At 63.9% G+C, this 25,947-nt stretch carries 26 protein-coding genes and 2 riboswitches; of the genes, 19 read left to right on the top strand and 7 right to left on the bottom strand.

What is annotated here, in order from left to right; genetic code table 11:
- Positions 1-23 precede the first annotated feature (23 nt).
- From OZ911_RS10340 to OZ911_RS10330, 3 genes are read left to right on the top strand one after another with little or no spacing between them, the layout of a single operon-like run.
- Positions 24-947 carry a LysR family transcriptional regulator gene (locus OZ911_RS10340; protein ID WP_016486010.1) on the top strand — a complete coding sequence of 308 codons (924 nt, stop codon included), beginning with the start codon at positions 24-26 and terminating at the stop codon, positions 945-947.
- A gap of 48 nt (positions 948-995) precedes the next feature.
- Positions 996-1,826 (top strand): AraC family transcriptional regulator, encoded by an 831-nt coding sequence (locus OZ911_RS10335; protein WP_016486009.1) that lies wholly within the window; start codon positions 996-998, stop codon positions 1,824-1,826.
- Between the two features lie 50 nt (positions 1,827-1,876).
- Positions 1,877-2,461 carry a LysE family translocator gene (locus tag OZ911_RS10330; protein ID WP_016486008.1) on the top strand — a complete coding sequence of 195 codons (585 nt, stop codon included), beginning with the start codon at positions 1,877-1,879 and terminating at the stop codon, positions 2,459-2,461.
- 173 nt (positions 2,462-2,634) lie between these two features.
- On the opposite strand, the gene OZ911_RS10325 is transcribed toward OZ911_RS10330, so the two are convergent.
- The gene (locus OZ911_RS10325) at positions 2,635-3,834 is read right to left on the bottom strand and encodes a sugar transporter (protein WP_023048834.1); all 1,200 of its coding nucleotides are present in this window, start codon (positions 3,832-3,834) and stop codon (positions 2,635-2,637) included.
- Positions 3,835-4,039: 205 nt separating this feature from the next.
- Between OZ911_RS10325 and OZ911_RS10320 the strand changes: the two genes are divergently transcribed.
- Positions 4,040-5,356 carry a hypothetical protein gene (locus OZ911_RS10320; RefSeq protein WP_023048835.1) on the top strand — a complete coding sequence of 439 codons (1,317 nt, stop codon included), beginning with the start codon at positions 4,040-4,042 and terminating at the stop codon, positions 5,354-5,356.
- A gap of 141 nt (positions 5,357-5,497) precedes the next feature.
- Here the strand turns inward: OZ911_RS10320 and calA are convergent, their stop codons facing one another.
- Positions 5,498-6,550, bottom strand: coding sequence for a vanillin reductase (calA, locus tag OZ911_RS10315; protein ID WP_070086464.1), 1,053 nt, complete (start codon positions 6,548-6,550; stop codon positions 5,498-5,500).
- A gap of 181 nt (positions 6,551-6,731) precedes the next feature.
- Between calA and OZ911_RS10310 the strand changes: the two genes are divergently transcribed.
- The gene (locus OZ911_RS10310) at positions 6,732-7,637 is read left to right on the top strand and encodes an AraC family transcriptional regulator (RefSeq protein WP_060518777.1); all 906 of its coding nucleotides are present in this window, start codon (positions 6,732-6,734) and stop codon (positions 7,635-7,637) included.
- A gap of 128 nt (positions 7,638-7,765) precedes the next feature.
- Here OZ911_RS10310 and OZ911_RS10305 read toward each other — a convergent pair whose 3' ends face one another.
- Entirely contained in the window at positions 7,766-8,365 is a 600-nt protein-coding gene (locus OZ911_RS10305; RefSeq protein WP_016486003.1) for a TetR/AcrR family transcriptional regulator, read from the bottom strand.
- Positions 8,366-8,456: 91 nt separating this feature from the next.
- On the opposite strand from OZ911_RS10305, the gene OZ911_RS10300 reads away from it, so the two are divergent.
- Positions 8,457-9,053, top strand: a complete 597-nt coding sequence (locus OZ911_RS10300) for an NAD(P)H-dependent oxidoreductase (RefSeq protein ID WP_016486002.1) — start codon at positions 8,457-8,459, stop codon at positions 9,051-9,053.
- A gap of 139 nt (positions 9,054-9,192) precedes the next feature.
- Here the strand turns inward: OZ911_RS10300 and thpR are convergent, their stop codons facing one another.
- On the bottom strand, positions 9,193-9,738 hold the full coding sequence (gene thpR / locus OZ911_RS10295) for an RNA 2',3'-cyclic phosphodiesterase (protein ID WP_070086465.1): 546 nt from the start codon (positions 9,736-9,738) through the stop codon (positions 9,193-9,195).
- A 158-nt stretch (positions 9,739-9,896) separates the two neighbouring features.
- Here thpR and lpxO point away from each other — a divergent pair, with 158 nt between their 5' ends.
- The 3 genes from lpxO (at position 9,897) to OZ911_RS10280 (ending at position 11,902) form a co-directional block, all read left to right on the top strand.
- Positions 9,897-10,796, top strand: a complete 900-nt coding sequence (gene lpxO, locus OZ911_RS10290; RefSeq protein ID WP_016485997.1) for a lipid A hydroxylase LpxO — start codon at positions 9,897-9,899, stop codon at positions 10,794-10,796.
- 113 nt (positions 10,797-10,909) lie between these two features.
- Positions 10,910-11,254, top strand: a complete 345-nt coding sequence (locus OZ911_RS10285) for a carboxymuconolactone decarboxylase family protein (protein ID WP_013973174.1) — start codon at positions 10,910-10,912, stop codon at positions 11,252-11,254.
- Between the two features lie 78 nt (positions 11,255-11,332).
- The gene (locus OZ911_RS10280; RefSeq protein WP_016485996.1) at positions 11,333-11,902 is read left to right on the top strand and encodes a GNAT family N-acetyltransferase; all 570 of its coding nucleotides are present in this window, start codon (positions 11,333-11,335) and stop codon (positions 11,900-11,902) included.
- A gap of 131 nt (positions 11,903-12,033) precedes the next feature.
- Here OZ911_RS10280 and OZ911_RS10275 read toward each other — a convergent pair whose 3' ends face one another.
- The gene (locus OZ911_RS10275; RefSeq protein ID WP_023048891.1) at positions 12,034-12,780 is read right to left on the bottom strand and encodes an outer membrane beta-barrel protein; all 747 of its coding nucleotides are present in this window, start codon (positions 12,778-12,780) and stop codon (positions 12,034-12,036) included.
- A 160-nt stretch (positions 12,781-12,940) separates the two neighbouring features.
- Positions 12,941-13,148, top strand: a riboswitch (cobalamin riboswitch).
- A 109-nt stretch (positions 13,149-13,257) separates the two neighbouring features.
- Between OZ911_RS10275 and OZ911_RS10270 the strand changes: the two genes are divergently transcribed.
- From OZ911_RS10270 to OZ911_RS10240, 7 genes are all read left to right on the top strand, one after another.
- Positions 13,258-15,384, top strand: a complete 2,127-nt coding sequence (locus tag OZ911_RS10270; RefSeq protein ID WP_268968644.1) for a TonB-dependent receptor — start codon at positions 13,258-13,260, stop codon at positions 15,382-15,384.
- A gap of 185 nt (positions 15,385-15,569) precedes the next feature.
- The gene (locus OZ911_RS10265; protein WP_023048892.1) at positions 15,570-16,736 is read left to right on the top strand and encodes an acetyltransferase domain-containing protein; all 1,167 of its coding nucleotides are present in this window, start codon (positions 15,570-15,572) and stop codon (positions 16,734-16,736) included.
- A gap of 28 nt (positions 16,737-16,764) precedes the next feature.
- Positions 16,765-16,961, top strand: a riboswitch (cobalamin riboswitch).
- Between the two features lie 111 nt (positions 16,962-17,072).
- The gene (locus tag OZ911_RS10260; RefSeq protein WP_023048893.1) at positions 17,073-18,083 is read left to right on the top strand and encodes an ABC transporter substrate-binding protein; all 1,011 of its coding nucleotides are present in this window, start codon (positions 17,073-17,075) and stop codon (positions 18,081-18,083) included.
- Positions 18,083-19,099, top strand: a complete 1,017-nt coding sequence (locus tag OZ911_RS10255; protein WP_070086466.1) for a FecCD family ABC transporter permease — start codon at positions 18,083-18,085, stop codon at positions 19,097-19,099. Before OZ911_RS10260 ends, OZ911_RS10255 begins: the two co-directional genes overlap by 1 nt.
- On the top strand, positions 19,096-19,884 hold the full coding sequence (locus tag OZ911_RS10250) for an ABC transporter ATP-binding protein (protein WP_031312375.1): 789 nt from the start codon (positions 19,096-19,098) through the stop codon (positions 19,882-19,884). The genes OZ911_RS10255 and OZ911_RS10250 overlap by 4 nt, the downstream gene beginning before the upstream one ends.
- 17 nt (positions 19,885-19,901) lie before the next feature.
- Positions 19,902-20,336, top strand: coding sequence for a pseudoazurin (locus OZ911_RS10245; RefSeq protein ID WP_023048895.1), 435 nt, complete (start codon positions 19,902-19,904; stop codon positions 20,334-20,336).
- Positions 20,333-21,670 (top strand): OprD family porin, encoded by a 1,338-nt coding sequence (locus OZ911_RS10240; protein WP_016485988.1) that lies wholly within the window; start codon positions 20,333-20,335, stop codon positions 21,668-21,670. The genes OZ911_RS10245 and OZ911_RS10240 overlap by 4 nt, the downstream gene beginning before the upstream one ends.
- Before the next feature lie 47 nt (positions 21,671-21,717).
- On the opposite strand, the gene OZ911_RS10235 is transcribed toward OZ911_RS10240, so the two are convergent.
- Both OZ911_RS10235 and OZ911_RS10230 read right to left on the bottom strand, forming a co-directional pair.
- Positions 21,718-22,041 carry a hypothetical protein gene (locus tag OZ911_RS10235; protein WP_016485987.1) on the bottom strand — a complete coding sequence of 108 codons (324 nt, stop codon included), beginning with the start codon at positions 22,039-22,041 and terminating at the stop codon, positions 21,718-21,720.
- 122 nt (positions 22,042-22,163) lie between these two features.
- Entirely contained in the window at positions 22,164-22,661 is a 498-nt protein-coding gene (locus OZ911_RS10230; protein ID WP_024717700.1) for a GNAT family N-acetyltransferase, read from the bottom strand.
- A gap of 130 nt (positions 22,662-22,791) precedes the next feature.
- Between OZ911_RS10230 and OZ911_RS10225 the strand changes: the two genes are divergently transcribed.
- The 3 genes from OZ911_RS10225 to OZ911_RS10215 all read left to right on the top strand — a co-directional run bounded on the left by OZ911_RS10225 (position 22,792) and on the right by OZ911_RS10215 (position 25,830).
- Entirely contained in the window at positions 22,792-23,271 is a 480-nt protein-coding gene (locus tag OZ911_RS10225) for a hypothetical protein (RefSeq protein ID WP_016485985.1), read from the top strand.
- Positions 23,272-23,335: 64 nt separating this feature from the next.
- The gene (locus OZ911_RS10220) at positions 23,336-24,907 is read left to right on the top strand and encodes a sensor domain-containing diguanylate cyclase (RefSeq protein WP_016485984.1); all 1,572 of its coding nucleotides are present in this window, start codon (positions 23,336-23,338) and stop codon (positions 24,905-24,907) included.
- Positions 24,908-25,053: 146 nt separating this feature from the next.
- Positions 25,054-25,830 carry a ParA family protein gene (locus OZ911_RS10215; RefSeq protein WP_023048898.1) on the top strand — a complete coding sequence of 259 codons (777 nt, stop codon included), beginning with the start codon at positions 25,054-25,056 and terminating at the stop codon, positions 25,828-25,830.
- The last annotated feature ends 117 nt before the right edge of the window (positions 25,831-25,947 follow it).

The raw sequence follows: 25,947 nt of genomic DNA, 5'->3' as shown, positions 1-25,947 counted from the left end.
CATCCACGGAGTGAAAATGCAACATGCTGCGTATTGCCGACCTCGAACTGTTTGCCCGCAGCAGCGTACTGGGCAGCTTCACAGCCGCCGCCCATGAAGCCGGCCTGCTGCCGGGCCAGGTGGCCGCAGCAATCAAGCGCCTGGAGCGCGACCTGGATGTACGCCTGTTCGCCCGCACCACGCGCAGCCTGCGCCTGACCGCCGAGGGCGAGCGCTACCTGCCCACCGCGCTGAATGTGCTGGAGAGCTTGCGCCAGGGCCATGAAGACCTGCATGGCAACCCCAATACCCTGCGCGGCACCCTGCAGGTGTCGGCACCTTCCGACATGGGCCGCAACATGTTGCTGCCCTGGCTCAGCGCTTTTCGCCGCGAGCACCCGGCATTGCAACTGCGTTTCTTCCTGTCCGACCAGATTGCCGACCTCAACCGCGACCCGGTGGATGTGGCCATCCGCTATGGCCTGAACCAGGATGCCAACTACATCGCTCTGCCATTGGCCGACTGGAACCGCAGAGTGCTGGTCGCATCGCCCGACTACCTGGCCCGCCACGGCCGCCCGCTCAGCCCCGACGCCCTGCAGCAACACGCCTGCCTGCTGTACATGCAGCACAACCGGGTATACGACAAGTGGCAGCTGGGCAACCGTACCGTGCAGGTGCGCGGGCCGCTGGTCAGTGACGATGCCGACGTCATCCGTCGCCTGGCCATTCAAGGCGAAGGCATCGTCTACAAGTCGTGGCTGGATGTCAGCGCCAACATTGCGGCCGGTGAACTGGAAATCGTCCTGCCCGAACTGCTCGGCGAACCTACCCCGGTCACCTTGGTCTGCCCGCATCGCAAGCAGCTCACACCGGCAGTTTCGCAATTGCACCTGTGGCTGCGCGAGCGCTTCGAGGCCCTGCGTGATCGGGCACTGACCAACGGCTGCACAATCGTTCCAGACTGAGCCGGGGGGTTGCGCTAAGGTAGCCATTTACCCCAACGGCACACGTTCATGAGCAACTGGATCGACCTCAAGCAAGACGCCGATACCGGCATCGAATCGGTCCGGGCGCATTTCGTCGGACATGCCTACGACCCGCACTGGCACGACAGCTTTCTGGTCGGCGTGACCGAGCAGGGCGTGCAGCAGTTCAACTGCCGTCGGGTGCGCCATCGCAGCACGCCGGGGCAGGTATTCTTGCTCGAGCCTGGCGACATCCACGATGGGCTGGCGCCCACCGAAGAAGGCTTCACCTATTCGACGCTGTACCTGCAGCCCGCTTGGCTAGACCAACAGCTGCGGTCGCTGTTCGAGCACACACCGGGCGACAGCCTGCCCAGTTTTGCCGATACCCTGTGCCACGATGAGCGCCTGGCGCGGGCCACCGCCCTCGCCTTCTGCACCGTGCACGACCGGGACTTGCGCATCGTGCGGCAAACGGCCATGGACGACCTGCTGGCCTGTCTGACCCGCCACATGCACTGGCGCCGACGCATCAACCCCGACCCGCGCCTGCCGCTGAGCGCGCAGCGCGCGCGTGATTACCTGCACGCCCACCTGGAGCGCGACGTCGGCCTGGAAGACCTGGCCCAGGCCTGTGGCATCGACCGTTTTCGCCTGACCCGTGCATTCAAGGCCGCGTTCGGCATTGCACCGCATGCCTACCTGATCCAGCTGCGCCTGGCCCGGGCACGGCGCCTGCTCGCCCAGGGCCAGACGCCTGCCGATGTGGCCGTGGCCTTGGGCTTCGCCGACCAGAGCCACTTGGGGCGCTGGTTCCGTCGGGCCTACCGGCTGACCCCTGCCGACTACCGCAGGCGCTGCTCAAACCTTCCAGACTGAACCCCTGAAGGCAGCGAGCATGGTGCTTCGATTTTCCGGAGCCATGAACCATGTCGCAGTCGTTGTTGCCTTTCATTCTGTTCGCCCTGGTTGCCAGCATCAGCCCGGGGCCGACCAACCTGCTGATCCTGGCCCATGGCGCGCGCGCAGGTTTGCGCGCGAGCCTGGTGCCAATCGTGGCGGCCTGTGGCGCGGCAGCGGCAATCGTGTTGATGGTCGGTCTAGGGCTGGGTGAGCTGCTCCTGCGTCACCCCTTGGCCCAACAGCTGATGAGCTGGGCCGGCGTGTTGTGGCTAAGCTGGCTGGCGTGGAAGATGCTGCGCAGTGCCGCCACCCCCTTGCAAGCGGCCACCGCGCAAGGGCTCAGTGCTTTCAGCGCCGCATCGCTGCAGGTGGTGAACCCCAAGGTGTGGCTGATGGCTGTGGCGGTGGTCGGGGTATTTGCAGCGCCGTCATTGCCGGTGTGGCAACTGGCGCTGGTATTTTTGCTGATCGCCCTGCCGTGCATGGCAGCCTGGGCGGTGCTGGGGGTGGGGAGCGCCAGGTGGTTGCAGGCACCGCGGCGGTTGCAGCTGTTCAACCAGGTGTTGGCGGGGGTGCTGTTGATTTCTGCCTGGGCTGCCGTACTGGCTTGAAGATCAAGCGGTATCCCCTCGGGTCTACGGGGCACCTGAAGGAGCGGCCTTGTGTCGCGATCGGGGCGCGCAGCGGCCCCAAGATGTCAGCTTCGCCGCAGACATTGCCGGGGCCGCTTTGCGGCCCATCGCGGCACAAGGCCGCTCCTACAAAAAGCCCGCTGGCCATTGGGTCAGTGCGTCAGCGCCTCGCGGTAGCGCCGAGTGCTGGCAACAGCCATTACCAGCCCGACCACCGCCACGCTACCGCCCACCAGGCCGATATCCGCCACATCCATCTGGCTGCTGACAATACTGCCCAGCAGCGCACCGCCCCCAATCCCGATGTTGTAGATACCCGAGAACAGCGCCATGGCCACATCGGTGGCATCGGATGCCAGCTTCAACGTCTTGGACTGCAGCGACAGGCTGAAGCTGAGGATCGCCACACCCCAGAACATGCTCAGCGCCGCGAACGCGTAGAAATTGCCCGACAGGGGCAACATCAGCAACAGGCATGCGGCGAGCAAGCCGATCGAGCCTACCAGGAAGCCATGGGGGAAACGGTCACTGTAGCGGCTGAACAGCAATGAACCGAATACCCCGGCACCGCCGAACAGCAACAACAACAGCGTGGTGCGCTCACCGCCAATCTGCGCCACGTGCAGGGCAAACGGTTCGATATAGCTATAGGCGGTGAACTGAGCGGTAATCACCAGCGTCACCAGCAGGTAGGTAATCACCAGCGCCGGGCGCTTGAACAGGATTGGCAGGCTGCGCAACGAGCCCGAGTTCTGGCTGGGCAGCAGCGGCAGCGACTTCATCAGGCACAGCATGGTGGCCAGCGCGACCCCGGCAATGCTAAGGAAGGTCACACGCCAGCCCAGCGCCTCGCCCACCACGCGACCCAACGGAATGCCCAAAACCATGGCCAGGGTGGTACCGGTGGCCAGCAGGCCCAGCGCCTTGGCCTGCTGGCCAGGTGGCGCCACGCGTACTGCCAACGAGGCGGTAATGGCCCAGAACACCGCATGCGACAGGGCGATGCCGATACGGCTGACCAGCAGCATGGCAAAGCTCTGCGACAGCCACGACAGCAAGTGGCTGACGATGAACACCAGGAACACGAACAACAGCAGGCGCCGCCGTTCGATGTTGCGGGTCAGCAGCATCATCGGCAGCGAGGCCAGCGCCACCACCCAGGCATAGATGGTCAGCATCAGCCCGACCTGGGCGGTGCTCATGTCGAAGCTGCGGCCAATGTCACTGAGCAACGCCACCGGGACGAACTCGGTGGTGTTGAAGATGAAGGCCGCCAGGGCCAGGGCGATGACGCTCAGCCAGCTGCCGCTGCCGGCCGCGGGCGGCATGTGGGTGGGTATGGGTCCGTTCATGGGTGGAAAACGCTTCTCCGCAGACAAGGCAACAGTTCGCACGCCAGCCACCCGCTTGCAGGGGTGCCGACGTACGCGCTGTTATTGATAGGAATGCACGGCATGGTACGCGTCAACCCGGGGCCTCACAACCGCAAGGCAGGCAGAAGGAGTACCATGCGCGCTTTGTGTGAAACGCGTGTGCAACAAGGAGCCCGATCCGCTCATGGACAAGCAGCACCCCCAGCAGCAGTGGCAGCAGGCAGTCATTGCCTATGCCCAGGCCGTCAACGAATACGTCGCGCAGGGCCGTGCGCAAGGCTGGGACAATCTTGAAGAGCCGCAGGCGCCAGCCACCGGGCACCTGCTGGACGCCTGGCTGACAGCCCTGCAGGCAGCCAATCACCCTGGCGCCGACGAACAACAGCGTCGAGCCTTCCGCGAAGCCTGGCCACCTGCGCACCACCCCCTGGTACCGTTGCTCGAAGACCACGGCCAAGGCATCAGCAATGTCCTGCTGCTGGAGGATGGCAGCCTGCTGGCACGCATCGGCATGCCTTACGACAAGGGCCATGTGGTGCGTATCGGCCACCAAGAGGTAACCCCGGTCATCGGTATCGAACACTTTGGCCGCTGCCCGGCCCGTCGCTACTTCGCCCTGGCCAACGCCGAAGGCGTGCGTGTGACCGATGGCTGGGGCGGCCCACACGTGCAGCGCCTGGCCTGGCCAACCGGGCTGGAGGGGTTGCCGCCAGGTTACCCGTTCGAACCGTTCGACCTGCCGCCCACCCCGACCGCGCTGATCCCCTTCCCGGATGGCCAACGCGTGCTGCTGGTGAGTGCCGAAGGTATCTTCGTGCTGTCCACCGAGGGTGCGACTCGCCTGCTGCCACAGCAGACACGCGTGCTCGATGAATTGGCCGAAGGCACCGACCCGGACGACATCAGCCTGGGGCTGAGCATGGAGCATGGCGCGGTGTCGGCGGATGGCCGGCTGATCGTGGTGGGTGAGCAAGGCAGCCGGCACCTGGTGCTGGACGCGCAACTCAGGCTGCTGGCGGACATCGGCCCTGGCAGCGAGTACCCGCACTTTGCGTTGTTCAACCGCGCGGGTGACCACCTGGCCCTCAATGCCTGTCATTTCTACAGCGGCGCCACGTTGGGGGTAAACGTCGCCGATTTGCCGGGGCTGGAAACCGACTACTACAGCCAGGACCCACGTACCCCACTGCTGCAGGATGGCGCGCGGGTATACGCCGGCGTAGCGCGTAATGGCGAGTACATTGTGGGCGATGCCTATGGCTACCTGCGGGCGTTTGGCGAGGACGGTACTGAACACTGGCAGCATTACCTGGGCTCGACCATCAGTGCGATGGATATCAGCGCCGACGGGCAAACGCTGGTGGCGGCTAGCCACGCGGGGGTGGTGTCGGTAATTGCGCTGGATAACGGGCGGCCTGAATGGCAGATCGGCACCGGGGCACATGGCGAGGTGCGGCGGTGGTTGTTCTGGCGGGGGTGGGACAAGGCGATGGTCTGGTAACAGAACCAGGATTTGTTGCAGCCTGTACTGGCCCCTTCGCGGGTGAACCCGCTCCCACGGGACCGCACATAGCGTGAATGCCGTGGTGCAACTGTGGGAGCGGGTTTCCCCGCGAAGAGGCCAGGACAGGCAGCCGATCAATCAGCCTTGCAACGTGGCCATGTCGATCACGAACCGGTACTTGACATCACCGGCGATCATCCGCTCATACGCCTGGTTGATGTTACGGATATCCAGCATCTCGATATCGCAGCGGATGTCGTGCTCGGCGCAGAAGTCCAGCACTTCCTGGGTCTCGGCGATGCCACCGATCAACGACCCCGCCAGCACCCGGCGCTTCAACACCAGGTTGGCCGCATGCACGGGCGGGTCGATCGGTTCGATCAGGCCAACCAGGATGTGCACACCATCGAACTTCAGCGTTTCCAGGTACGGGTTGAGGTCGTGTTGCACCGGAATGGTATCGAGCAGGAAATCGAAACGACCAGCTGCAGCCTGCATCTGCTCGGGGTCGGTGGACACGATCACATGGTCGGCACCCTGGCGACGGGCTTCCTCAGCCTTGGCCTGGGAGCGAGTGAACAGGGTCACTTCCGCACCCAGAGCCTTGGCCAGCTTGATGCCCATGTGGCCCAGCCCTCCCATGCCGAGGATGCCGACCTTGTGGCCCGGACCGACGCCGTGATGCTTGAGCGGCGAATAGGTAGTAATGCCGGCGCACAGTATAGGTGCGGCGCTGGGCAGGTCCATGCCGGCCGGGATGCGCAGCACGAAGTGCTCGCTGACCACGATGCTGCTGGAGTAACCGCCCATGGTGTTGCTGCCGTCGACCCGGTCCGGGGTGGCGTAGGTCATGGTCGGGCCTTCCGAGCAGTATTGCTCCAGGTCCTTGGCGCAGGCTTCGCAATGGCGGCACGCGTCGACCATGCAGCCGACGCCAACCAAGTCACCCACCTTGTGCGCGGTGACCTTGGCGCCCACCGCCGTGACCCGGCCAATGATCTCGTGGCCAGGCATCAGCGGGTACACGGCAATGCCCCATTCGTTGCGTGCCTGGTGGATGTCGGAGTGGCATACGCCGCAGTACAGGATGTCGATGGCGACGTCGTCCGGGCGCGGGCTGCGGCGCTCGAAGGTCATGGGGGCCAGAGGGCTGGAAGGGGTTTGGGCGGCGTAACCGATGGCGGTATACATGCAGGTCCTCGCAGGGAAGTGAAACGATTCAGGCGACGCATTTTGCGCGTCCAACCGCGTCACGCCCACGGCAGATTCTCCGGCATCCATGCCTGATTATCCGAAGATGCCATCTGATAACTCGCGCCATCCCCTTAATCTGCGATGATTAAGCTGTCTGATCCTCTGCCCTTGGTTTAACATGCAACTGACCCGCCACGTCGACGCCAATTCGCCACTTTGTACGCTGATCCGCAGCCTCGCCACGCGCCCGGGCTTTGTGCCCACGCACCTGCCCCAGGTACAGGTGCTGAGCTGGGACCACTATGTGGCCAGCAGCCCGCAGATCTACGAACCCAGCCTGATGATCCTGGCCCAGGGCAGCAAGCTGGCGCGCCTGGGGCCGCGCACCCTGGAGTACGGCGCCGGGCATTACCTGGTGCAGGCGTTGTCGGTGCCGTTCATGTGCGAAACTTTCGCCACCCCTGACGCGCCATTGCTGGGCGTGGCGGTGGACATTGACCGTGGCGTGCTGGGTGAACTGGTGCAGAGCATGGGCTTGGTGCCGGACGCTGCAGTACAGGCACAAACACCGCAATCGATGACCTCGGCGGCACTGGATGCGCCAATGCGTGACAGTGTGGAACGGCTGCTGCACTGCCTGCAGGACCCGCTTGACGCCAAAGTACTGGGCCCAGCGCGCGTGCGTGAGGTGCTGTATACCGCGCTGCGCGGCCCGCAGGCCGGTGTGTTGCGAGCACTGGTGGAGCAACAGGGGCATTTTGCCCGCATCGGCGCCGCCCTCGCCCACCTGCGCGAGCACTACGCCGAGCCGCTGAGCGTGGAGGCACTGGCCGCGCGGGCCAACATGAGCGTTTCGACCTTCCATGAACACTTCAAGCGCTGCACCGACATGGCACCGATGCAGTACCTCAAGCGCTTGCGGCTACTCAAGGCGCAGCAGATGCTGATCGGTGAGGGCCTGGGGGTGGCGCAAACAGCGCACCGGGTGGGTTACCAGAGCACCTCGCAGTTCAGCCGCGAGTACAAGCGCCAGTTCGAGCGCAGCCCGGGGGATGAACAGCCCTACCAGAGCTTGCCTGTGTAGCGAAGCCAGTTATCAAGCATGCTCGATCACTGTGGGAGCGGGCGCGCCCGCGAAGCAGACAACGCGGTGGATGGCACCGGCTATGCCGGTGTTCGCGGGTGCGCCCACACACAATGGTCGCATGCGCTTCATGTTTGCCGTTCGACCATGGCGATAATGGCGGCCTTGAGCTCAGCCTTGGCCTGCCCGGCTTCCAGCTCTCCCGCTGCAGCCGCCTGGGACAGCGCATCCGCTGCCCCGACCAGCAGGCGCATGCCGGCAACCCCTACATTGCCGCTGGGCGAAAACCCGGCCAAGGCTTCGCGGCACTTGTCCAGGAACGGCTGCTCGTACGCCCGTTTCAGCGCCTCCAGTTCCGGCGACCCGGCCAGCGCTGCCGACACCCCGGGTATCTCCCGGCCCTGGCTCATCACGCAGTCCACGTAGGCCTCGGCAATCACCCGGGCGCGGCTGGCCAAGCTGGCTTCACAGCTGGCCAAGGCTTGCGCCAGCATCTGCGACTGACGCGCATCGTATTCCTGGTACAGCGCCATCAGCAGCCCGTTGCGGGTCTCGAAATGGTCATAGACCACCGGCTTGGTTACCCCCGCCTGTTCAGCCAGGCGGCCCAGGCTCAAGGCATCGGTACCCTCCTCCCGCACCAATTGCCAGGCCATGTCCAGCAACTGCCTGCGTCGGTCGTCGCGGCTCAGGCGCTTGCGGGAACGGGCTTGATCGTTGCTTGACATCGATTACCTACCAAAAGTAACTTACTAAACGTAACTTACCTGGAGTATATAACGCTTCAGGCTACCCTGCACCGTTGAATGGAGAGCCACCATGCACGCTCTGATCGTCGTCGGTCACCATGACCCGCAATCCCTCACCCACGCGCTGGCCCGGCAGGTTGCCGACGGCCTGGCCAGCGTCGGCCACAGCAGCGAAATCGCCGACCTGGCCAGCGAAGGCTTCGACCCCCGCTTCAGCCTGGCAGACCATGCCGTGCACCGCCGGCTGGCAGCACCGCCGGCTGATGTACTCAACGAGCAGGCACGCATCGAGCGCGCCGATGCCCTGGTGCTGGTCTATCCGGTCTACTGGTGGTCACTGCCGGCCCTGCTCAAGGGCTGGGTCGAACGGGTATTCAGCAATGGCTGGGCGTTCGACTATGAAGAAGGCGCCACGGTGAAGAAATTGCGTGGCATGAAGGTTCACCTGATCGGCGTTGCGGGTGCCGATACAGGCACCTTCGAACGGCACGGCTATGGCGAGGCGATGCGCGTGCAGATCGAGCACGGCATCTTCGACTATTGCGGCGCCGAGGTACTCAGTTCCACCTTGCTGGATGACAGCGAAGGGCCTGACCAGCTTCCCCACTTGCACCATGCACACGCCTTGGGCAAAAAACTGTTTGCAGATTGCCAGGCCGCAGCCTGAACTGGCACAGGGCGGCTACTCAAGTAGCGGCAGCCTCGGTTGGGCACGCCACCTGTTCGACAAGAAGTACTGGGTTGCAGGCTTCAACCAGCTCAATGGCAGCAACAACTATGGCGAGCCACGCAACGCTGACCCCGGGTCAGTCTGCCAGCGGCCACTGCGCCAAGGGCCAGTAGGCGCCCTTGCGCGACTCGTAGAGCGTGAAGTGGCGCGCGCTGAGGTAGAACTCCGGCGCGCTGCTGGCCTCGGGTGGTTGCCCGTGGTAATCCCAGGACAGGGTCAAGTGCGGCCGATACTCACGGTTGGCCGCCTCCACCCCCAACGGCAGCAGTGCCTGCTGCAAGCCATACACCAGTTGCAACAGGGCCGGCGGTGTCTGCTGTGCCTCCAGCACCAACGCGCCGGCCCGCTGCCACACCTGCAAACGGTCAAGCAACAGCCGCGGTGCCAGGGTTGGCAACGTCAGTTGATCGACTGCCGCACAGATCGCCGGCACCTGTGCGGTATCCACATCGCCGAGGAACAACAGCGTGACATGGAAGTTGGCCGCGGGGACGGGTTTGCCGCTGCGCAGGTTCAGCGCCCGGCGCCACTGAGCCAAGGCATGGCGCTGGGCATCGCTGACCGGCAAGGCGAAGAACAGCCGTTTGAACGGGCTACCGCTGGGGCGTATATCCTGAACCATACCAACTCCCTGACATGAAACGTTTGCGCAAGACTGTAGGGCATTACACCAATGTCGCCCCGGTGTTTCGTAACAATAAGTACAAACTACCCCCATGATTGTTTATGCTGGCGAGCTTATGCCATGACGCATGGCCATTTTTCGACAAGTAAACGTCCATGAAAATTGCACTCGTACTTATCTTCGCCCTCTCGATTGCCTACGTGCACCTGCGCGGTCGGGTTCGCCACAAATTGACTCGCCAGCTGGGCGACCACTCCAGCTTCCTCGCCCCGGTCAACAGTTTCCTGTACCTGTTTTCCAAGCTCCCGGCCAAGCCATACTTGCCGGTCGAAGCCTTCCCCGAACTGAAGCCGCTGCAAGACCACTGGCAGGAAATCCGCGAGGAAGGCCGCCAGTTGCTGCGCGTGGGCGAAATCAAGAAGTCCGACAACTACGATGACGTCGGTTTCAACTCGTTTTTCAAGACTGGCTGGAAGCGCTTCTACCTGAAGTGGTACGGCGAAAGCCACCCTTCGGCGATGGCCCTCTGCCCACGCACCACCGAACTGTTGCAAAGCATCGGCACGGTCAAGGCTGCCATGTTCGCTACCCTGCCGCCGGGCGCCAAGCTGGTGCGCCACCGTGACCCGTATGCCGGCTCGTACCGCTATCACCTGGGCCTGGACACGCCGAACGATGACGGTTGCTACATCGACGTGGACGGCGAGAAATACTCATGGCGCGATGGCGAGGGCGTGATCTTCGACGAGACCTACATCCACTACGCGGCGAACACGACCGAGCACAACCGCATCATCCTGTTCTGTGACGTCGAGCGCCCGCTCAAGTACCGCTGGGCCACTGCGTTCAACCGCTGGTTCAGCCGCAACGTCATGGCCGCCGCCGCCGCGCCCAACGGTGCCGGCGACAAGACCGGCGGTATCAACCGGTTGTTCACCCGCATCTACAAGATCCGTGAACGCGGCAAAGCGCTGAAGAAGCGCAACCGCCTGCGCTACTACGTGGAAAAGTGGGCGGTGGTTGCAGCGCTGGTGCTGGTGTTCATCTACATTTGAAGGCTCAACGCGCCCACAAGTGCTGCTGCACACCCACCAAAGTACAAGCCTCGCAGGTGTCACTCTTCGACTAGCCTGAAAGCTCCACTCGCAACCACCACAAGGTGAAGACGATGAGCATGATGGACTGGGACGCCTACCGTAAGCAGTTGATGGCCGGCATCGGCGATCTCAAGCAACTCTCCCCCGACACCGTGGCCGGTTACATGACCGCCAGCGGTGCGGGAGCCAAGACCAACCACCTCGACGCCAAGACGCGTGAGTTGATCTCACTGGCCGTGGCCGTGACCACCCGTTGCGACGGCTGCATCGCCGTGCATTCGCAGCAGGCGGTCAAGCACGGGGCCAGCCGCGAGGAAATTGCCGAAGCCCTCGGCGTGGCCGTGGCGATGAACGCCGGTGCTGCGCTGGTGTACTCGGCGCGAGCCATGGATGCGGTGGGCAAGGCCAACGGCTAGGCCCAAACGGCGTCGCCGCCCTTGCGCGACGGCGCCGCGCCCCACAGACTTGGCGGCCCAGCCCTTGCAGGAGCCCGCATGATCCACGTTCGCCCTATGACAGCCGAAGACTTCGAGCGCTTCTGGCCCACCTTCCAGGCCATTGTCCAGGCCCGTGAAACCTACGCCTTTGACCCCGAGCTGAGCATCGATCAGGCCCGCCAGCTGTGGCTTGAGCTGCCGCAACACACGCTGCTGGCCGAAGAAGATGGCGAGCTGCTGGGTTCTTATTATCTTAAGGCCAATGCCGCCGGGCCTGGCGCGCACGTGGGCAATTGCGGCTATATGGTGTGCGAACAGGCACGCGGCCGAGGTGTGGCACGCCTGATGTGCGAGCACTCGCAGAAGCTGGCGCGCCAGGAGGGCTTTCTGGCCCTGCAGTTCAACTCGGTAGTGGCCAGCAATGAAGTTGCGGTGGCACTGTGGCACAGGCTGGGATTTGAAACAGTCGGCCGCTTGCCCAAGGCTTATCGCCATGCCCGCCTGGGGCTGGTGGACTGCCTGGTGATGTACAAGTGGCTGGCAGAGGAGCCGGTGGTGGAGAAACCACCGCTGCTGATCGGGCGCAAGAACATCGAGGCACGGGTGTCGCGGCGTCGCGGGCGCTGACCTCTCTTGCAGGTTCGGCCCCTTCGCGGGCTTGCCCGCTCCCACAAGTACTGCGCAGCACCTAAAGGCTGTGCGGTCCTTGTGGGAGCGGGTTCACCCGCGAAGAGGCCGGGCCTGCTAAACGCTCAGCTTCAGAACGCCAAGCCCACCTTTACACCAAACTCGTCACGCTTGAGCTTGGTGTTGTCTGCCACTGGCGAATCTTCGTCCAGCTTGTATTCGGTGCGGGTGTAGTACACCCCGGCCTGCACCGGCAAAGCGCCCTGCTGGTTCATCAGCAACGTCACTTCAGCGTACGGGTTGGTGCGGTCTTTGAGGTCGACCGTGTCGCTGCCAAAGTCGTCCACTTTCAGCCGCGCACGGCCGTCCAGGGTGTGGCGCGCGCCCACTTCCACCCGCAGGGTCGAGGCGTCGAACTGGTGGTTGTAGCCCAGCGCCGCCTTGGCAAAGGGCGACTTCACGGTGAGCTTGGTATCAAGGTCGTTGATTTCCGGCTCGAAGCGCGACCAGCTGTAGCCGCCGCCCACGGTCACATCGACGAAGTTGCGAGCGTCCAGCGCCGCACGCCAGCCAAGGTCCAGGTCAGCCTGGGCCTCCTTGAGCTTGTTGTCGTTCTTCTTGCCGTATTTGGCTTCGGCGCCGATTTGGTAGATGAAACCGGATTCGGCTGTCAGCTTGTTGCCGAAGGTGGCGAACACACCGCCCTGGCCCATGTGTTCCTTGTCGTTTTCACTGCCACCTTCGAACTTGAACTTGTCGTAGGCGCCCTGCAGACCGATGGTGAACAGCGGGTCGGTGCTGGGTGCGGCGGTGGCGGCCAGCGGTGCGGCGATCAAGGCGAGCAGGCAGGTGTGGCGCAACAGATGACGAGCAGGCATGCGTAAAGTCTCCATGACTTGGTAACGAAAGACGAACGTGCGGTTCGAGACAAACGCCACACGAAAAGTTCGAAAAAAAATCAGTAAAAACACGCAACCCTGTGTTTTATCGGCGTATTCATGGCACGCCAACATTTGACGCCTTAGCCTTTCAGTGGTCAGATGCGCGCCAGTTTCAGGTGCCCTTCGCCGCCGCGCGCAGGGTGAAACGGGAAGCCGGTGCGTCATGTTACCCATGACAAGTCCGGCGCTGCCCCCGCAACGGTAAGCGAGTGAACCCTTCGAGATACCACTGTGCACGTGCATGGGAAGGTGAAGGTTTCATGCCCCTCGCAAGCCCGGAGACCGGCCTGGAGCTTCACTTGGCAACCCGCGGTGGGCGGGCGCAGGCCGGAATCCGTGCGCGCGCCTGCCTGCATGGTTCGCCTTTGCGTGTTTTCCACCGGGATCCATTCATTCCTGCAGCAGTGGAACGACATGTCCCGTATGTTCAAGCTTCACCCCCTGGCGGCCTGCCTGGCCGTCGCCCTCCCGGCCCTGGCCGATGGCCATGACCAGCAGCCCTTGGCCTTGCCTTCCACGGCCATCACCGACACCCTCGACAGCCGCACCCTCGACCTGGCCACGCCGACCCAGGCAGGCTCGCGCCTCGGCCTCAGTGCCCTGGAAACACCGGCCAGCACCAGCAGCATCAGCGCCGAGCAGATTCAGCAGCGCAACAACCTCACCGTGCAGGATGCGGTGACGCGGTCGCCGGGCATCACCTTCGTCGGCTCCCCCGGCGACGGTGGCACAGGCCTGTCCGCCCGCGGCTTTGCCGGTCACAGTTCGGTGATGACCCTGTTCGACGACGCACGCCTGTACACCGGTGCCGGCACCCAGACGTTCCCGGTCGACCCGTGGATGGTCGAGCGTATCGATGTCATTCGCGGCCCGGCTTCGGTTCTGCATGGCGAAGGCGCCACCGGCGCGGTGATCAACGTGATCCCGAAAAAACCGATTGCCGGCGAGGTGCGCAACCACCTGCGCCTGGGCTACGGCTCGTGGGACCGCCAGCAGCTCGGCCTGGACAGCGGCGGCAGCCTCAGCGAGCGCCTTAGCTATCGCCTGACCCTTAACCAGCAGGCCGGCAACGGCTGGGTCGACCGCACCACATCGCGCAGCCTGGCCCTGAGTGCCGCGCTGCGTTTCGATGCCAGTGACGACCTCAGTTTCACCCTTGCCCACGACCGTGGTGATGCAGAGCCTGCCAACTACTACGGCACCCCGCTGATCGACGGCCACTACCGCAGCAGCCTGCGCAAGAAAAACTACAACGTGCAGAACGACGTGCAGCACTACGTCGATGAGTGGACCCGGCTGACCACGGACTGGACGCTGAACGACCACGTCAGCGCCAGCAACCAGCTGTACTACATCAAAAGCCGCCGCCACTGGCGCAATGCCGAAGACTACAGCTGGGACGCCGAGCGCCAGCAATTGCAGCGCGGCAGCTACCTGGAGATCAAGCACAACCAGGAACAGTTCGGCGACCGCCAGACCTTCACCTTTGACCACAGGCTGTTCGGCCTGGCCAGCAAGACCGTGGTCGGCGCGGAATACAACAAGGTCCGCTTCAACGTCGACAGCAACGCGCCCTACAACGATGTGGGCGGTGACTACATCGACCCATGGCAGCCAGAACCGGGCGGGTTCCACAGCGCCTCGCCACTGCGCCCGCAAACCTTGTCCAGCACCCACACCTTCGCTCTGTTCGCCGGGAACCGCTTGCAGCTGAGCGACCGGCTGTCGCTGGTCACTGGGGTGCGCCGCGACCAGAACCACATCGACCGCACCAACCTGACCAACGACAGCCGCAGCGACCGCAACCTGCAAGGTGGCAACTGGCGCGCCGGGCTGGTGTTCGCAGTCACCGATGACTTGGCGCTGTTCGGGCAGTACTCCACCAGCCAGGAGGGGGTCAACAACCTCATCAGCCTCAGCCCCACCCAGATGCACTATGACCTGACCGAGGCGAAACAGACCGAGGTTGGCCTCAAGCAGCGCTTCTGGGACGGCCGTGGCGAATGGACGCTGGCCGCCTACCACATCGTCAAAAAGAAGCTGCTGGTGGACGACCCGATCACCCACGAGAAACAACAGGCTGGGCAGCAGACGTCAGATGGCCTTGAGGCAACCCTGGAACTGGCACTGGCGCATCAGTGGCAGGTGTCGGCCAATGCGTCGCTGGTACGCGCCAGGTATGACGATTTCGACGAGATGGTCGGCGGTGTAGCGCAGGACCGTGCCGGCAACCGGCCGGCCAACGTGCCACGGCGTACCGCCAACCTGTGGCTGAGCAAAGGCTTCGGCCAACAGGTAGAGGCCGGCATGGGTGTGCGCTACGTGGATGAGCGTTATGCCGATACTGCCAATTCCCAACGTGCCCCCAGCTACGCCGTGGTCGATGCCAACATCGCCTGGCAGGTGCTGCCGGATGTGAAGTTGGGGTTGCAGTTGAACAACCTGTCTGATCGTGAATATGTGCAGTCGGCGTTCAGTGGGCAGCAGTGGTTGATGGGGATGCCACGATCGTACTTTGCGACGGTTGATTACACCTTCTGACCTGAGTTGCCTGTAACGGTCTCTTCGCAGCACCAGGCTGCTCCTACCAGTCACCACCGACCGGTAGGAGCAGCCTTGCGCAGCGAAGAGACCGGCACACGCAACACAAAAACCTCTACCAACCTCTCATCGATTAGTTATAAGATAACGTTTCACATGACATTAATTCCTATCAGCGACCCTCCATGACAAGCGCCAGCGCCACGCCCTCCTTGATCACCCAGCGCCTGCAAAGCATCGATGCCCTGCGCGGCCTGGTGATCCTGTTCATGCTTCTGGACCACGTCCGCGAAACGTTCTTCCTGCACCGACAGGTCAGCGACCCGATGACCATCGACGCTACAGAGCCGTCGCTGTTCTTCAGCCGGACCCTGGCCCACCTGTGCGCGCCAGTGTTTGTCCTGCTAACCGGGCTGTCGGCCTGGCTGTACGGCGAAAAGCACCAAGGCCGCGGCGATGTCTCGGCGTTTCTGTTCAAGCGCGGGTTGTTCCTGGTGGTGCTGGAATTCACCCTGGTCAACTTCGCCTGGACATTTCAGTTGCCCCCCAGCGTCATCTACCTGCAAGTCATCTGGGCCATCGGTGTCAGCATGATCGCCCTGTCGCTGCTGGTATGGCTGCCACGTGCTGCCCTGCTCGCCCTGGGCGCAGCCATCGTTGCCGGCCACAACCTTCTCGACGGCCTGCACTTTGGCGTGGAGTCAGCCCTGCACGTGCCATGGGCAATCCTGCACGACCGGGGCTGGCTTGAGTTTTCCGAAAACCTGCGCCTGCGCACGTCTTACCCGGTGCTGCCATGGATCGGCGTCATCGCGCTGGGTTATGGCCTGGGCCCCTGGTTTGCCCGGGGCAGTGCGGCTGGCCAACGCCAGCAGCGCCTGCTGCTGGCGGGTTTGATCGCGTTGCTGGGCTTTGTCGCGTTGCGCATGTTCAACGGCTACGGCGAGGCGCCGTGGAGCGGTTACCCCACCTTCACACAAACCGTGATGAGCTTCTTCAACATCACCAAGTACCCGCCTTCACTGCTGTTCCTGGCCTTGACCCTGGGCTGCGGCCTGCTGTTGCTGCGCGCCTTCGAGCGCGCCGGCCAGGCCCGCTGGGTCAGCGCGCTGGCAGTGTTTGGCGCAGCACCGATGTTTTTCTACCTGTTGCACCTGTACGTGCTGAAGCTGTTGTACCTGGCCTGCGTGGCGCTGTTCGGCCTCAACCATGGCGACTATTTCGGCTTCGACGGCATCGCGGCGGTGTGGCTGGGTGCAGTGGTGCTGGCGGTTTCGCTGTACCTGCCGGTGCGCGGGTTCGCTCGCCTGAAAGCGCGCCGCCGCGACATCACCTGGCTGAAGTACTTCTGAAAAGCGTTTTCACCCGGCGGCACGATGGTCTACCATGCGGGCCGCCGGTTTCCACCACGGAATTAATAGGGAATCCCAGGCCCGCCAATACGGGCCAAACGGAACTGCCCCCGCAACTGTAGGTGCCGAGCCTGCTCCATTGATGCCACTGGGCCACAACCCGGGAAGGCCGGAGCCGGGCCATGACGCACCAGTCAGGAGACCTGCCGGCCTACATTTACCAACCGGCGGGGTGTCCGGGATTGGCCATCAGTGTTGCCCCTGCCCTCGGCGGGGGCTCGGCGATGCCTGTCCGTGCGTTCCTCACCCGAACTGTCCGATAGGAGATCGCCCAGCATGCTGCCCCGTTTCGCCACCCTGCTCGCCGGCCTCGGCCTCACTGGCCTGGCCCAGGCCGCCGCCACCCACTACCCGCTCACGGTCGAGAACTGCGGCAAACCGCAGACCTTCGCCCAGGCCCCGCAGCGCGCCGTCACCATCGGCCAGGCCGGCACCGAGATACTCTACGCACTCGGGCTTGGCGACAAACTGGCGGGCACTTCGCTGTGGTTCAACAACGTGCTGCCCGAGTACCAGGCGCAGAACGACAAGGTGCCGCGCCTGGCCGACAATGACCCCAGCTTCGAGGCCGTGGTCGGCAAGCGCCCGCAGCTGGTGACCGTGCAGTTCGAATGGATGGTCGGCGCCCAGGGTGTGGTCGGCACCCGCGAGCAGTTCGATGAGCTGAAGATCCCCACCTACCTGCTGCCGTCGGACTGCGAAGGCAAAGACAACCTGGTCGGCGCCGACGGCACCCGCCTGCAGGCGTTTCAGGTAAACAGCATCTACAAGAGCGTCAGCCAGCTGGCCGAGATCTTTGATGTGCAGGACCGCGGCACTGCGTTGAACGCCGAGCTGAAAGGCCGCCTGGACAGCGCCAAGGCACAACTGGCCGGCAAGGACCTGTCTGCCACCTCGGCACTGTTCTGGTTCTCCAGCGCCGACCTCGACATCGACCCTTACGTGGCGGGCCGTCAAGGGGTCGCGGACTTCATGCTACGCACGTTGGGCGTTCGCAACGTGGTCGAATCCACCGAGGAGTGGCCGACCGTAGGCTGGGAAACCCTGGCCAAGGCCAACCCCACCTGGCTGATCATCGCCCGCATGGACCGCCGCCGCTTCCCCGCCGACGACTACCAGAAGAAGCTGGAGTTTCTGCGCAACGACCCGGTAACCCGCAACATGGACGCGGTGAAACACGATCGCATCATCGTCCTCGACGCCGACGCCATGCAGGCCGGCATCCGCCTGTTCCGTGGCCTGCAGACGCTGTCCGCCGCCTTTGCCAGCGGTAAAGCACCCCAGTGATGAGCCGCCTGCTACCTTGTATCGCCGTTGCCCTGGCGGCACTGCTGACTGCCTTGCTGGCCGGCACCGCCATTGGTGAGACCAACCTGTCGCCCAGCGTGGTCGGCCAGGTGCTGGCCAACCAGCTGTGGCAGGCCGGCTACCCGGTTGACCCGATCGACGCCGGCATCGTCTGGAACTACCGCCTGACCCGCACCCTGGTCGCGGCAGCCTGCGGTGCCGGCCTGGCCACCTGCGGTGTGGTTCTGCAGGCGCTGTTGCGCAACCCGCTGGCCGAGCCGTACCTGCTGGGGTTGTCGGCCGGCGCCTCGACCGGTGCAGTGCTGGTCGGCCTGCTGGGCCTGGGTAGCCTGACGCTGAGCATGTCCGGGGGCGCCTTCATGGGGGCGCTGGCTGCGTTCGCCCTGGTGCTGGTACTGGCCCGCGCGGCCGGCCCTGGCAGCAACAACGCGCAGGTGATCCTCGCCGGTATCGCCGGCTCGCAACTGTTCACCGCTCTCACCGCCTTTCTCATCACCAAGTCGGCCACCGCCGAACAGGCACGCGGCATCCTGTTCTGGCTGTTGGGCAATCTCAGCGGCGTGCGCTGGCCATCGGTGTGGCTGGCCGTACCGGTGGCGCTGTTTGGCCTGGTAGTGTGCCTGTGGCACCGCCGCGCACTGGATGCCTTCACCTTCGGCGCCGATTCGGCTGCATCGCTGGGCATCCCGGTGCGGCGCACCCAGCTACTGCTGATCAGTTGCACAGCGCTGGTGACGGCCGTGATGGTGTCCATCGTCGGCGCCATCGGTTTTGTCGGGCTGGTGATTCCGCATGCCCTGCGCCTGCTGCTCGGCCCAGGCCACAGCCGCCTGTTGCCCGCCAGCGCACTGGGCGGTGCACTGTTCCTGATTGCCGCCGACGTCCTCTCACGCACCTTGATCACGGGCCAGGTGATTCCCGTGGGCGTGGTCACCGCACTGATCGGGGCGCCCGTCTTCGCGCTTATTCTGGTCAGCCGCCGAGGGCACTCATGACGGTCATGACAGCTGTACAGCTTGCGCCGCTGAGTTGCCAGGGCCTAGGGCTGCAACTGGCCGGCACTGCCGTGCTGCGCGATATCGAGCTGAGCGTTGTAGCAGGTGAAACCCTGGGCATCGTAGGCCCCAACGGCTCCGGCAAGTCCTCACTGCTCAAGTTGCTGGCCGGGCTGCGCAAGCCGGCCAGTGGCAACGTGCAACTGCTGGGCGAACCGCTGGCACAACTGCCCCGCCGCCGGGTTGCGCAGGCCGTGGCACTGGTCGAGCAACAAGCTGACACCCTCGACGCAATCCGTGTGTTCGACGCCGTTGCCTTGGGCCGCACACCTTGGCTGTCGGCATTGGCACCCTTCTCTCGAGAGGACCGTGCCATCGTCGAACAGGCCCTGGCTGACCTCGACGCCCTGCACCTGCGCGCACGCCTGTGGGGGTCGCTGTCGGGTGGCGAGCGCCAGCGCGTGCACATCGCCCGCGCCCTGGCACAACGGCCACAGGTACTGTTGCTGGACGAGCCGACCAACCACCTGGACATTCAGCACCAGCTAAGCCTGCTGCAACAGGTTCAAGCCCTGCCCGTGACCACGCTGGTGGCCTTGCACGATCTCAACCAGGCACTCACCTGCGACCGCGTCGCGGTACTGGACAAGGGCCGCCTGGTCGCCCTTGGCAAACCGTTCGAAGTCCTCACCCCCGAGCGCCTGCTGTGCACCTTTGGCGTGCATGCCCGCTACCTCACCGATCCCTTCGATGGCGCGCGCATCCTGCGTTTTCGCGCCCCCTGAACCAGGAAGTTCCACTGATGCTGTTGCGCCCTGTCGCCCTGCTGCTTGCCAGCGCCCTGCTTGCCCCGGCCGCACTGGCCGAGGTGCATGAAGTGAAAATGCTCAACCGCGGCAGCGAGGGCGCCATGGTGTACGAGCCGGACCACCTGCGCATTGCCCCCGGCGACACGGTGCGCTTTCTGCCCACCCAGAACGGGCACAATGCGGCCAGCGTGACCGGCCTGCTACCGGCGGGGGCCGAGGCCTTCAAGAGCAAGTTGAACCAGCCGTTCGAGCAGACCTTCAGCGTGCCGGGGGTATACGGCATCCAATGCATTCCGCACCTGGCGATGGGCATGGTGATGGTGATTCAGGTCGGTGACGCGCCGGCTACCGAGTTGCCAGCCAGCTTGCCTGCGCGGGCGCAAGCCCGCTTCGCAGCCCAGTTGCAGAAGCTTGAGGCAGCGCGATGAACCGGCTGTTGTTGGCGCTGCCACTGTTGGGGTTGTCGCCCTTTGCCCTGGCCGACTCCGCTCAGTCGCAAAGCAACGGTTTTGTCGAAGACAGCAGCTGGAGCATCCTCAACCGCAGCGTATTCGACCAACGCAACTACCGGCACGGGGGGCGCAACAGTGCCGCGCGCAATGCCTACAAACCGCGCAGCGAACGTGATGGCAAGGCTGAGGAATGGGCCTACGGTTTGATGGGGACATTTCAGTCCGGCTTCACTCAGGGCCTGATCGGTGTCGGCGTCGATGCCCATGCCTATCTGGGCGTACAACTCGACAGTGGCGGCGGGCGCGCGGGCAAAGCACGCCTGCTGGGGATGGATAACGACGGGCATCCAAAAAACGAATACAGCCGCGCAGGCGCGGCGCTGAAGTTGCGGGTATCCAATACTGTACTGTCCTATGGCGAACAACGCGTCAAAACCCCGGTGTTCAGCTCTTCCGACAGCCGCCTGCTGCCCGAAACCGCCACAGGGTTCTTCCTCACCAGCAACGATTTGGACACGCTAACGCTGGTGGCCGGGCACTTCAACGAAAGCGCCGACCGCAATGCCTCCAGCCACGACCAGGGCTTCGTGGTGAATTACTCCAACGGCAAGCAGGGCAACAGTTTTGACTTGGCGGGCGTGGTCTGGAACCCCGGTGCAGCCTTCAGCGGCAGCCTGTACACCTCGCGCTACGAGGACAGCTGGAACCAGCACTACCTGGGTAGCACCCTCAGCCACGCGCTGGATGACCGACGCAGCATCAGCCTGGACCTCAACCTGTACCGCACCACAGACACCGGCAAGGCGCTGTCCGGGCGCATCGACAACACCACCTGGAGCCTGGTCTCGCGCTACAACCAGGGGCCGCACGGTTTCAGCCTTGGCTGGCAACAGGTCGACGGCAACACCCCGTTCGACTACGTGACGCGAGGGGCAATCTTCATTGCCAACGCCGTGCAGATGTCGGACTTCAACGCCCCGAACGAGAAGTCCTGGCAGGCACGCTATGACCTGAACATGGGGGCCTATGGGGTGCCGGGGTTGAACCTGACGGCGTTGTATGTGCGGGGGTTCGATATCGACGGCACGCATGTCGACCCCAATGGCGGGTATGCATACCTGGGGTATGGCAAGGGTGGCAAGCATTGGGAACGCGACCTCGAGGCGAGGTATGTGGTGCAAAGTGGCAAGGCCAAGGGGACGACGTTCTCGGTGAGGCATAACGTGCACCGGGGGAACACGGCGCAGGCGGAGCTGGACGGCGACCAGATACGCTTGGCGGTGGAGTGGCCGTTGTCTGGGGGGGGCTGATAGACCGGGTTGCCTGGACTGGCGGCGGTTTGCGGCCCCAGGATCCATCAGGCAACAGCGCTACCCGCAGGCAGCAACCCCCACTGCGCTTGCTCCTGCTCACTCATCGCGGCCAGCACCTCGGCAAACGTGCGCTGCAGCTCCGAACTGACATTGCCAAACGCCCGGTAATGGGTAAGCAAGTAGCGCTTCACCGTCCTGGGCCAGCGCCGCTCGTTGTGCGCCGCGTTGATAATACCTTTGGCATCATGGCGCGTCGCCCCACGCCACAGTTCCATCAACCTGTTCTCGAAATCACCGAAGGTCCACAGGCCAGTGCGGTCTTCGAATTCGTCAAGCAGTTTGAGTTTGTACAGGGCCATGTGTGGCATCGTGAGCCTCCCTCGTGTGCAGTGAATAAGCCGTGCACAGGGGAAGGTAAGCAAGCAGGACCGGCCTGGATATGAACGCGTCGATCACACCCAAAGCGCCGTTGTAGGCAATTTCCCACAGATCAGGGCAATCGCAAGTGCATGTGCGTGGTCTGCCAGACCGGGTCTTGCTCCACATTCACCACGGCAAACCCTTGCCGCTCCCAGAACGCAATCGCACCCGGCAGAAACGGATGCGTATGCAGGTACAGGCAGTCGATACCTGCCTGCTCCGCCCGCTCGCGCAACGCGCCGAACAACGCGGCAGCCAGGCCATGCCTGCGGTAGGCCGGCAACACGAACAGGCGCACCACCTCGACCACCCGCTCAGCGTGATAATCAAGCTGAGGGAAGCGGTGGTCATAGGGCACGTAGCCGATCACCGCAACCAGCCGCCCGGCATCACGCGCCTCAAGGAAGCACCCCGCACCGTCCAGGTAAGTCTCGGCAAAATGCGCAAGGTCGTGCGGCAATGGCGCTTTTGCAAGCATCGGGAACAACTCGCGGCGTGCGCTATCGACAAACGCCACGACTTCGGCAATGGCGACGCGCGCCACAGGTTGCAGGGTCCAGTTCGGCATGGGGCTGTTGGCAGTGGTGGGAGGGCAAGGTTCTACCCCAGTGTGCCGTTCAAGGCAAATCACAAAGCTCGTCGTGGCCGGGCGGACATCGGTATAATCGGCCGTCTTCACTGCCCGACCAGGCCACGCCATGCCTCGCTTCCAGACGTTGCTGTTGCCCCTGCTGCTGACTGCCGCCCTCACCGCCTGCGACCAGAAACCCTCTCGTGAAGACCAGATCCTCGCTCAGTTGCCGCTGCAAGAGGCCTATACCCATAACATCGAGCGCATGGCCGCGCTGCTCGGCCGCACTCACCCGCAGCTGTCGCAAGCCACCATCCAGGGTGTACTGCGCAAGTACCTGACCGTCGAGGACCAGCGCCAGGACCTGTTCCGGCTGTACAGCGAAAAGAACTTCAGCGACGCCGAATTTGCCACCATCGTTGCTGCCACCCAGGACCCGGCCAAGGCCAGAGCGCTGGAAGACACCGAAGCGGGCAAGCGCCTGAGCGAAAAACTCACCGCCCTGATGCGTGAGACCGCCCGCGACGTCAAGGTGCAGGCACTGGTCGAGCGACGCATGCAGCAGGTAGAAGACGAGCTGAATGCGCTGGACAGGGCTGGTTCCTGAACGCGGTTCCCCACTTCCCCTAGCGCGAAAGGTCGTCGCTACTTTCAATCAATCGAGGTCAGGATTGCCACACGCCAAGCACGGATTGCGCCTGGATCTACGCACACTCATTCTGGTGCTCTGCGCCCTTACCGCCCTGGTCATGCTGTGCGCCAGCTATTTCGCCAGCTACCGGGTGCAGCGCCAACTGCTGATCGACCACGCCCTGGAAGCCAACCGGGTGTATGCGATGAAGCTGGCCAGCATCACCGAGACATTCATCGGCAACGCCCAGCAGCAGCTGAGGTTCAGCGCCGGCGTACAAGGCCGGCAGCTAAGCGATGCCGCGGCGCTGCTGGGGGAAACCGACCGTGTACTGGGCCAGAGCATGGCCTTCAACTCCACTTTCGTCATCGATGCCAACGGCGTGCTGCGGGCCGTATCCCCCGCCCCGCTGCGTCATCTGATTGGCACCCTTGTCCAGTCGCCCGGCGCTCAGGAAGCACTGCACGAACGCCGCCCGCTGGTTTCCACACCCTACCTTTCGGCGGCCGATAACCTGGTGGTGGCGCTTTCACACCCTATGTTCGACAGCGACGGTCGCTACCTGGGCTATGTCGGCGGCAGCCTGTACCTGCGTGAACGCAACATCCTCAACAGCCTGCTGGGCGAACACTTCTACAAGGACGGTTCGTACCTGTATGTGGTCGACCGCAACCGTCGCCTGCTGTACCACCCCAATCACGAACGGGTAGGCACGGTGGTAGAGGGCAACGCCCTGATCGACCAGTTGGCGACGCTGGACAACGGTACTCGGCAAATCACCAACAGCCTGGGCGTGGAAATGCTCGCCGGGTTCGCCACCGTACCCAGCGCCGGCTGGGGGGTAGTGGCGCAGCAACCGCTGGCGCAGACGGTGACGCCACTGAACCACCTGATCCTCAACGTGGTGGGCACTTCTGCGCCTCTGGCGCTGGTGGGCTGCCTGTTGCTGTGGTGGCTGGCCATGACCATCGCCCGGCCGCTGTGGCAACTGGCTGCCGGTGCCCGCTCGATGGACCGTGCAGGCACCGCCGAGCGCTTGCACCGCGTGCGGGCCTGGTACTTCGAGGCGGCCGAGCTCAAGCGTGCCCTGCTGATCGGGCTGAACCTGCTGCAGGAGCGCATCGGCCGGCTCAACCGCGACGCCCAGACCGATCCGCTGACCGGCCTGGGCAACCGCCGCAGCCTGGAGTTCAGCCTGTCATTGCTGGAAGCCGAAGGCCGGGCCTTTGCCGCCATTGTGCTGGACATCGACCATTTCAAACAGGTCAATGACAAGCATGGGCATGAGGTCGGCGACCAGGTGCTGCGCCGACTGGCAGAGTTGATGCGCCGCTGCTGCCGCGAGGGCGACCTGCTGTGCCGCACCGGGGGCGAGGAATTCCTGATGCTGCTGCCGGGGGCCAGCCTGGACGTGGCGACAGTGGTGGCCGAGCGGCTGCGGGTGACGGTGCAGGATACGCCCGTGCCGCCGGTGGGCGCGGTGACGGTTTCGCTGGGGGTGGCACGCTGGGATGGCGAGGCGGGCAGCGAGCCTGTGGAAGCATTGAGCAAGGCTGATCGGGCGCTCTACCTGGCAAAGCAGAGCGGGCGCAATCGGATGTGTGTGGCCTGAGCCTCCTGTTGCACCTTTACCCGCGAAGAGCCCGGCACAGGAGAAGTTGAAACCAGCAGCTGTAACAATCTTTGTCATAAAACTGTCGCGTTACAGTCATAGGATTGACCCCAACCTGACATTTTCACTTCATGGATGAGCGTCTCATGCGTCGTGTGGTCTTCAATCAGAAAGGTGGCGTCGGCAAGTCCAGCATCGCCTGCAACCTCGCCGCTGCCAGTGCTGCCGAGGGTTACCGAACGTTGCTGGTCGACCTCGACCCGCAAGCCAATGCCACCTATTACCTCACCGGCCTGGTCAATGACGCCATACCTGCCGGCATCGCCGACTTCTTTCGCCAGACCCTGTCAGCGGCCACTGCCGCCGGCAAGAAGCACCGGGTGGCGATCACCGAAACCCGTTACAGCAACCTGCACCTGGTCACCGCAAGCCCCGATCTCAGCGACCTGCAAAGCAAGCTGGAGAGCAAGTTCAAGATCAACAAGCTGCGCAAGCTGCTGGTGGAACTGAGCGAGGACTACGAGCGGATCTACATCGACACCCCGCCAGCGCTCAATTTCTACACCTTCAGTGCACTGGTGGCAGCAGAGCGCCTGCTGATCCCGTTCGACTGCGACAGCTTCTCGCGCCAGGCCCTGCACAGTGTCATGGCCGAGGTCGAGGAACTGCGCCAGGACCACAACCCGGCGTTGCAGGTAGAAGGTGTGGTGGTCAACCAGTTCGCCGGGCGCACCGCCCTGCACCGGACCCTGATCGACCAGTTGCGCAGCGAAGGCATGCCCGTGCTGCCGGTGTACCTGAGCAGTTCGATCAAGATGCGTGAATCGCACCAGGCGTCAGTGCCGTTGGTGCACCTGGCGCCACGGCACAAGCTGGCGATGGAGTTTGTCGATTTGCTGGATGTGCTGGAGCGGGCGGCCTGATAGACCCTGGGGGCGCTCTGCGCCCCTATCGCGACACAAGGCCGCTACCACAGGAGATCGCGGTTGTCTGTGGGAGCGGCCTTGTGTCGCGATAGGGCTGCAACGCAGCCCCAAAAA

The sequence above is a fragment of the Pseudomonas fortuita genome (genome assembly GCF_026898135.2).
GTDB lineage: Bacteria > Pseudomonadota > Gammaproteobacteria > Pseudomonadales > Pseudomonadaceae > Aquipseudomonas > Aquipseudomonas fortuita.
This window is presented reverse-complemented; position numbering and strand designations above follow the sequence as displayed.

Excerpts from the sequence above, each read along its gene's own strand:
- OZ911_RS10340 (WP_016486010.1), top strand. The coding sequence starts at position 24 with ATGCTGCGTATTGCCGACCTCGAACTGTTTGCCCGCAGCAGCGTACTG.
- OZ911_RS10335 (WP_016486009.1), top strand. The coding sequence starts at position 996 with ATGAGCAACTGGATCGACCTCAAGCAAGACGCCGATACCGGCATCGAA.
- OZ911_RS10330 (WP_016486008.1), top strand. The coding sequence starts at position 1,877 with ATGTCGCAGTCGTTGTTGCCTTTCATTCTGTTCGCCCTGGTTGCCAGC.
- OZ911_RS10325 (WP_023048834.1), bottom strand. The coding sequence starts at position 3,834 with ATGAACGGACCCATACCCACCCACATGCCGCCCGCGGCCGGCAGCGGC.
- OZ911_RS10320 (WP_023048835.1), top strand. The coding sequence starts at position 4,040 with ATGGACAAGCAGCACCCCCAGCAGCAGTGGCAGCAGGCAGTCATTGCC.
- calA (WP_070086464.1), bottom strand. The coding sequence starts at position 6,550 with ATGTATACCGCCATCGGTTACGCCGCCCAAACCCCTTCCAGCCCTCTG.
- OZ911_RS10310 (WP_060518777.1), top strand. The coding sequence starts at position 6,732 with ATGCAACTGACCCGCCACGTCGACGCCAATTCGCCACTTTGTACGCTG.
- OZ911_RS10305 (WP_016486003.1), bottom strand. The coding sequence starts at position 8,365 with ATGTCAAGCAACGATCAAGCCCGTTCCCGCAAGCGCCTGAGCCGCGAC.
- OZ911_RS10300 (WP_016486002.1), top strand. The coding sequence starts at position 8,457 with ATGCACGCTCTGATCGTCGTCGGTCACCATGACCCGCAATCCCTCACC.
- thpR (WP_070086465.1), bottom strand. The coding sequence starts at position 9,738 with ATGGTTCAGGATATACGCCCCAGCGGTAGCCCGTTCAAACGGCTGTTC.
- lpxO (WP_016485997.1), top strand. The coding sequence starts at position 9,897 with ATGAAAATTGCACTCGTACTTATCTTCGCCCTCTCGATTGCCTACGTG.
- OZ911_RS10285 (WP_013973174.1), top strand. The coding sequence starts at position 10,910 with ATGAGCATGATGGACTGGGACGCCTACCGTAAGCAGTTGATGGCCGGC.
- OZ911_RS10280 (WP_016485996.1), top strand. The coding sequence starts at position 11,333 with ATGATCCACGTTCGCCCTATGACAGCCGAAGACTTCGAGCGCTTCTGG.
- OZ911_RS10275 (WP_023048891.1), bottom strand. The coding sequence starts at position 12,780 with ATGCCTGCTCGTCATCTGTTGCGCCACACCTGCCTGCTCGCCTTGATC.
- OZ911_RS10270 (WP_268968644.1), top strand. The coding sequence starts at position 13,258 with ATGTCCCGTATGTTCAAGCTTCACCCCCTGGCGGCCTGCCTGGCCGTC.
- OZ911_RS10265 (WP_023048892.1), top strand. The coding sequence starts at position 15,570 with ATGACAAGCGCCAGCGCCACGCCCTCCTTGATCACCCAGCGCCTGCAA.
- OZ911_RS10260 (WP_023048893.1), top strand. The coding sequence starts at position 17,073 with ATGCTGCCCCGTTTCGCCACCCTGCTCGCCGGCCTCGGCCTCACTGGC.
- OZ911_RS10255 (WP_070086466.1), top strand. The coding sequence starts at position 18,083 with ATGAGCCGCCTGCTACCTTGTATCGCCGTTGCCCTGGCGGCACTGCTG.
- OZ911_RS10250 (WP_031312375.1), top strand. The coding sequence starts at position 19,096 with ATGACGGTCATGACAGCTGTACAGCTTGCGCCGCTGAGTTGCCAGGGC.
- OZ911_RS10245 (WP_023048895.1), top strand. The coding sequence starts at position 19,902 with ATGCTGTTGCGCCCTGTCGCCCTGCTGCTTGCCAGCGCCCTGCTTGCC.
- OZ911_RS10240 (WP_016485988.1), top strand. The coding sequence starts at position 20,333 with ATGAACCGGCTGTTGTTGGCGCTGCCACTGTTGGGGTTGTCGCCCTTT.
- OZ911_RS10235 (WP_016485987.1), bottom strand. The coding sequence starts at position 22,041 with ATGCCACACATGGCCCTGTACAAACTCAAACTGCTTGACGAATTCGAA.
- OZ911_RS10230 (WP_024717700.1), bottom strand. The coding sequence starts at position 22,661 with ATGCCGAACTGGACCCTGCAACCTGTGGCGCGCGTCGCCATTGCCGAA.
- OZ911_RS10225 (WP_016485985.1), top strand. The coding sequence starts at position 22,792 with ATGCCTCGCTTCCAGACGTTGCTGTTGCCCCTGCTGCTGACTGCCGCC.
- OZ911_RS10215 (WP_023048898.1), top strand. The coding sequence starts at position 25,054 with ATGCGTCGTGTGGTCTTCAATCAGAAAGGTGGCGTCGGCAAGTCCAGC.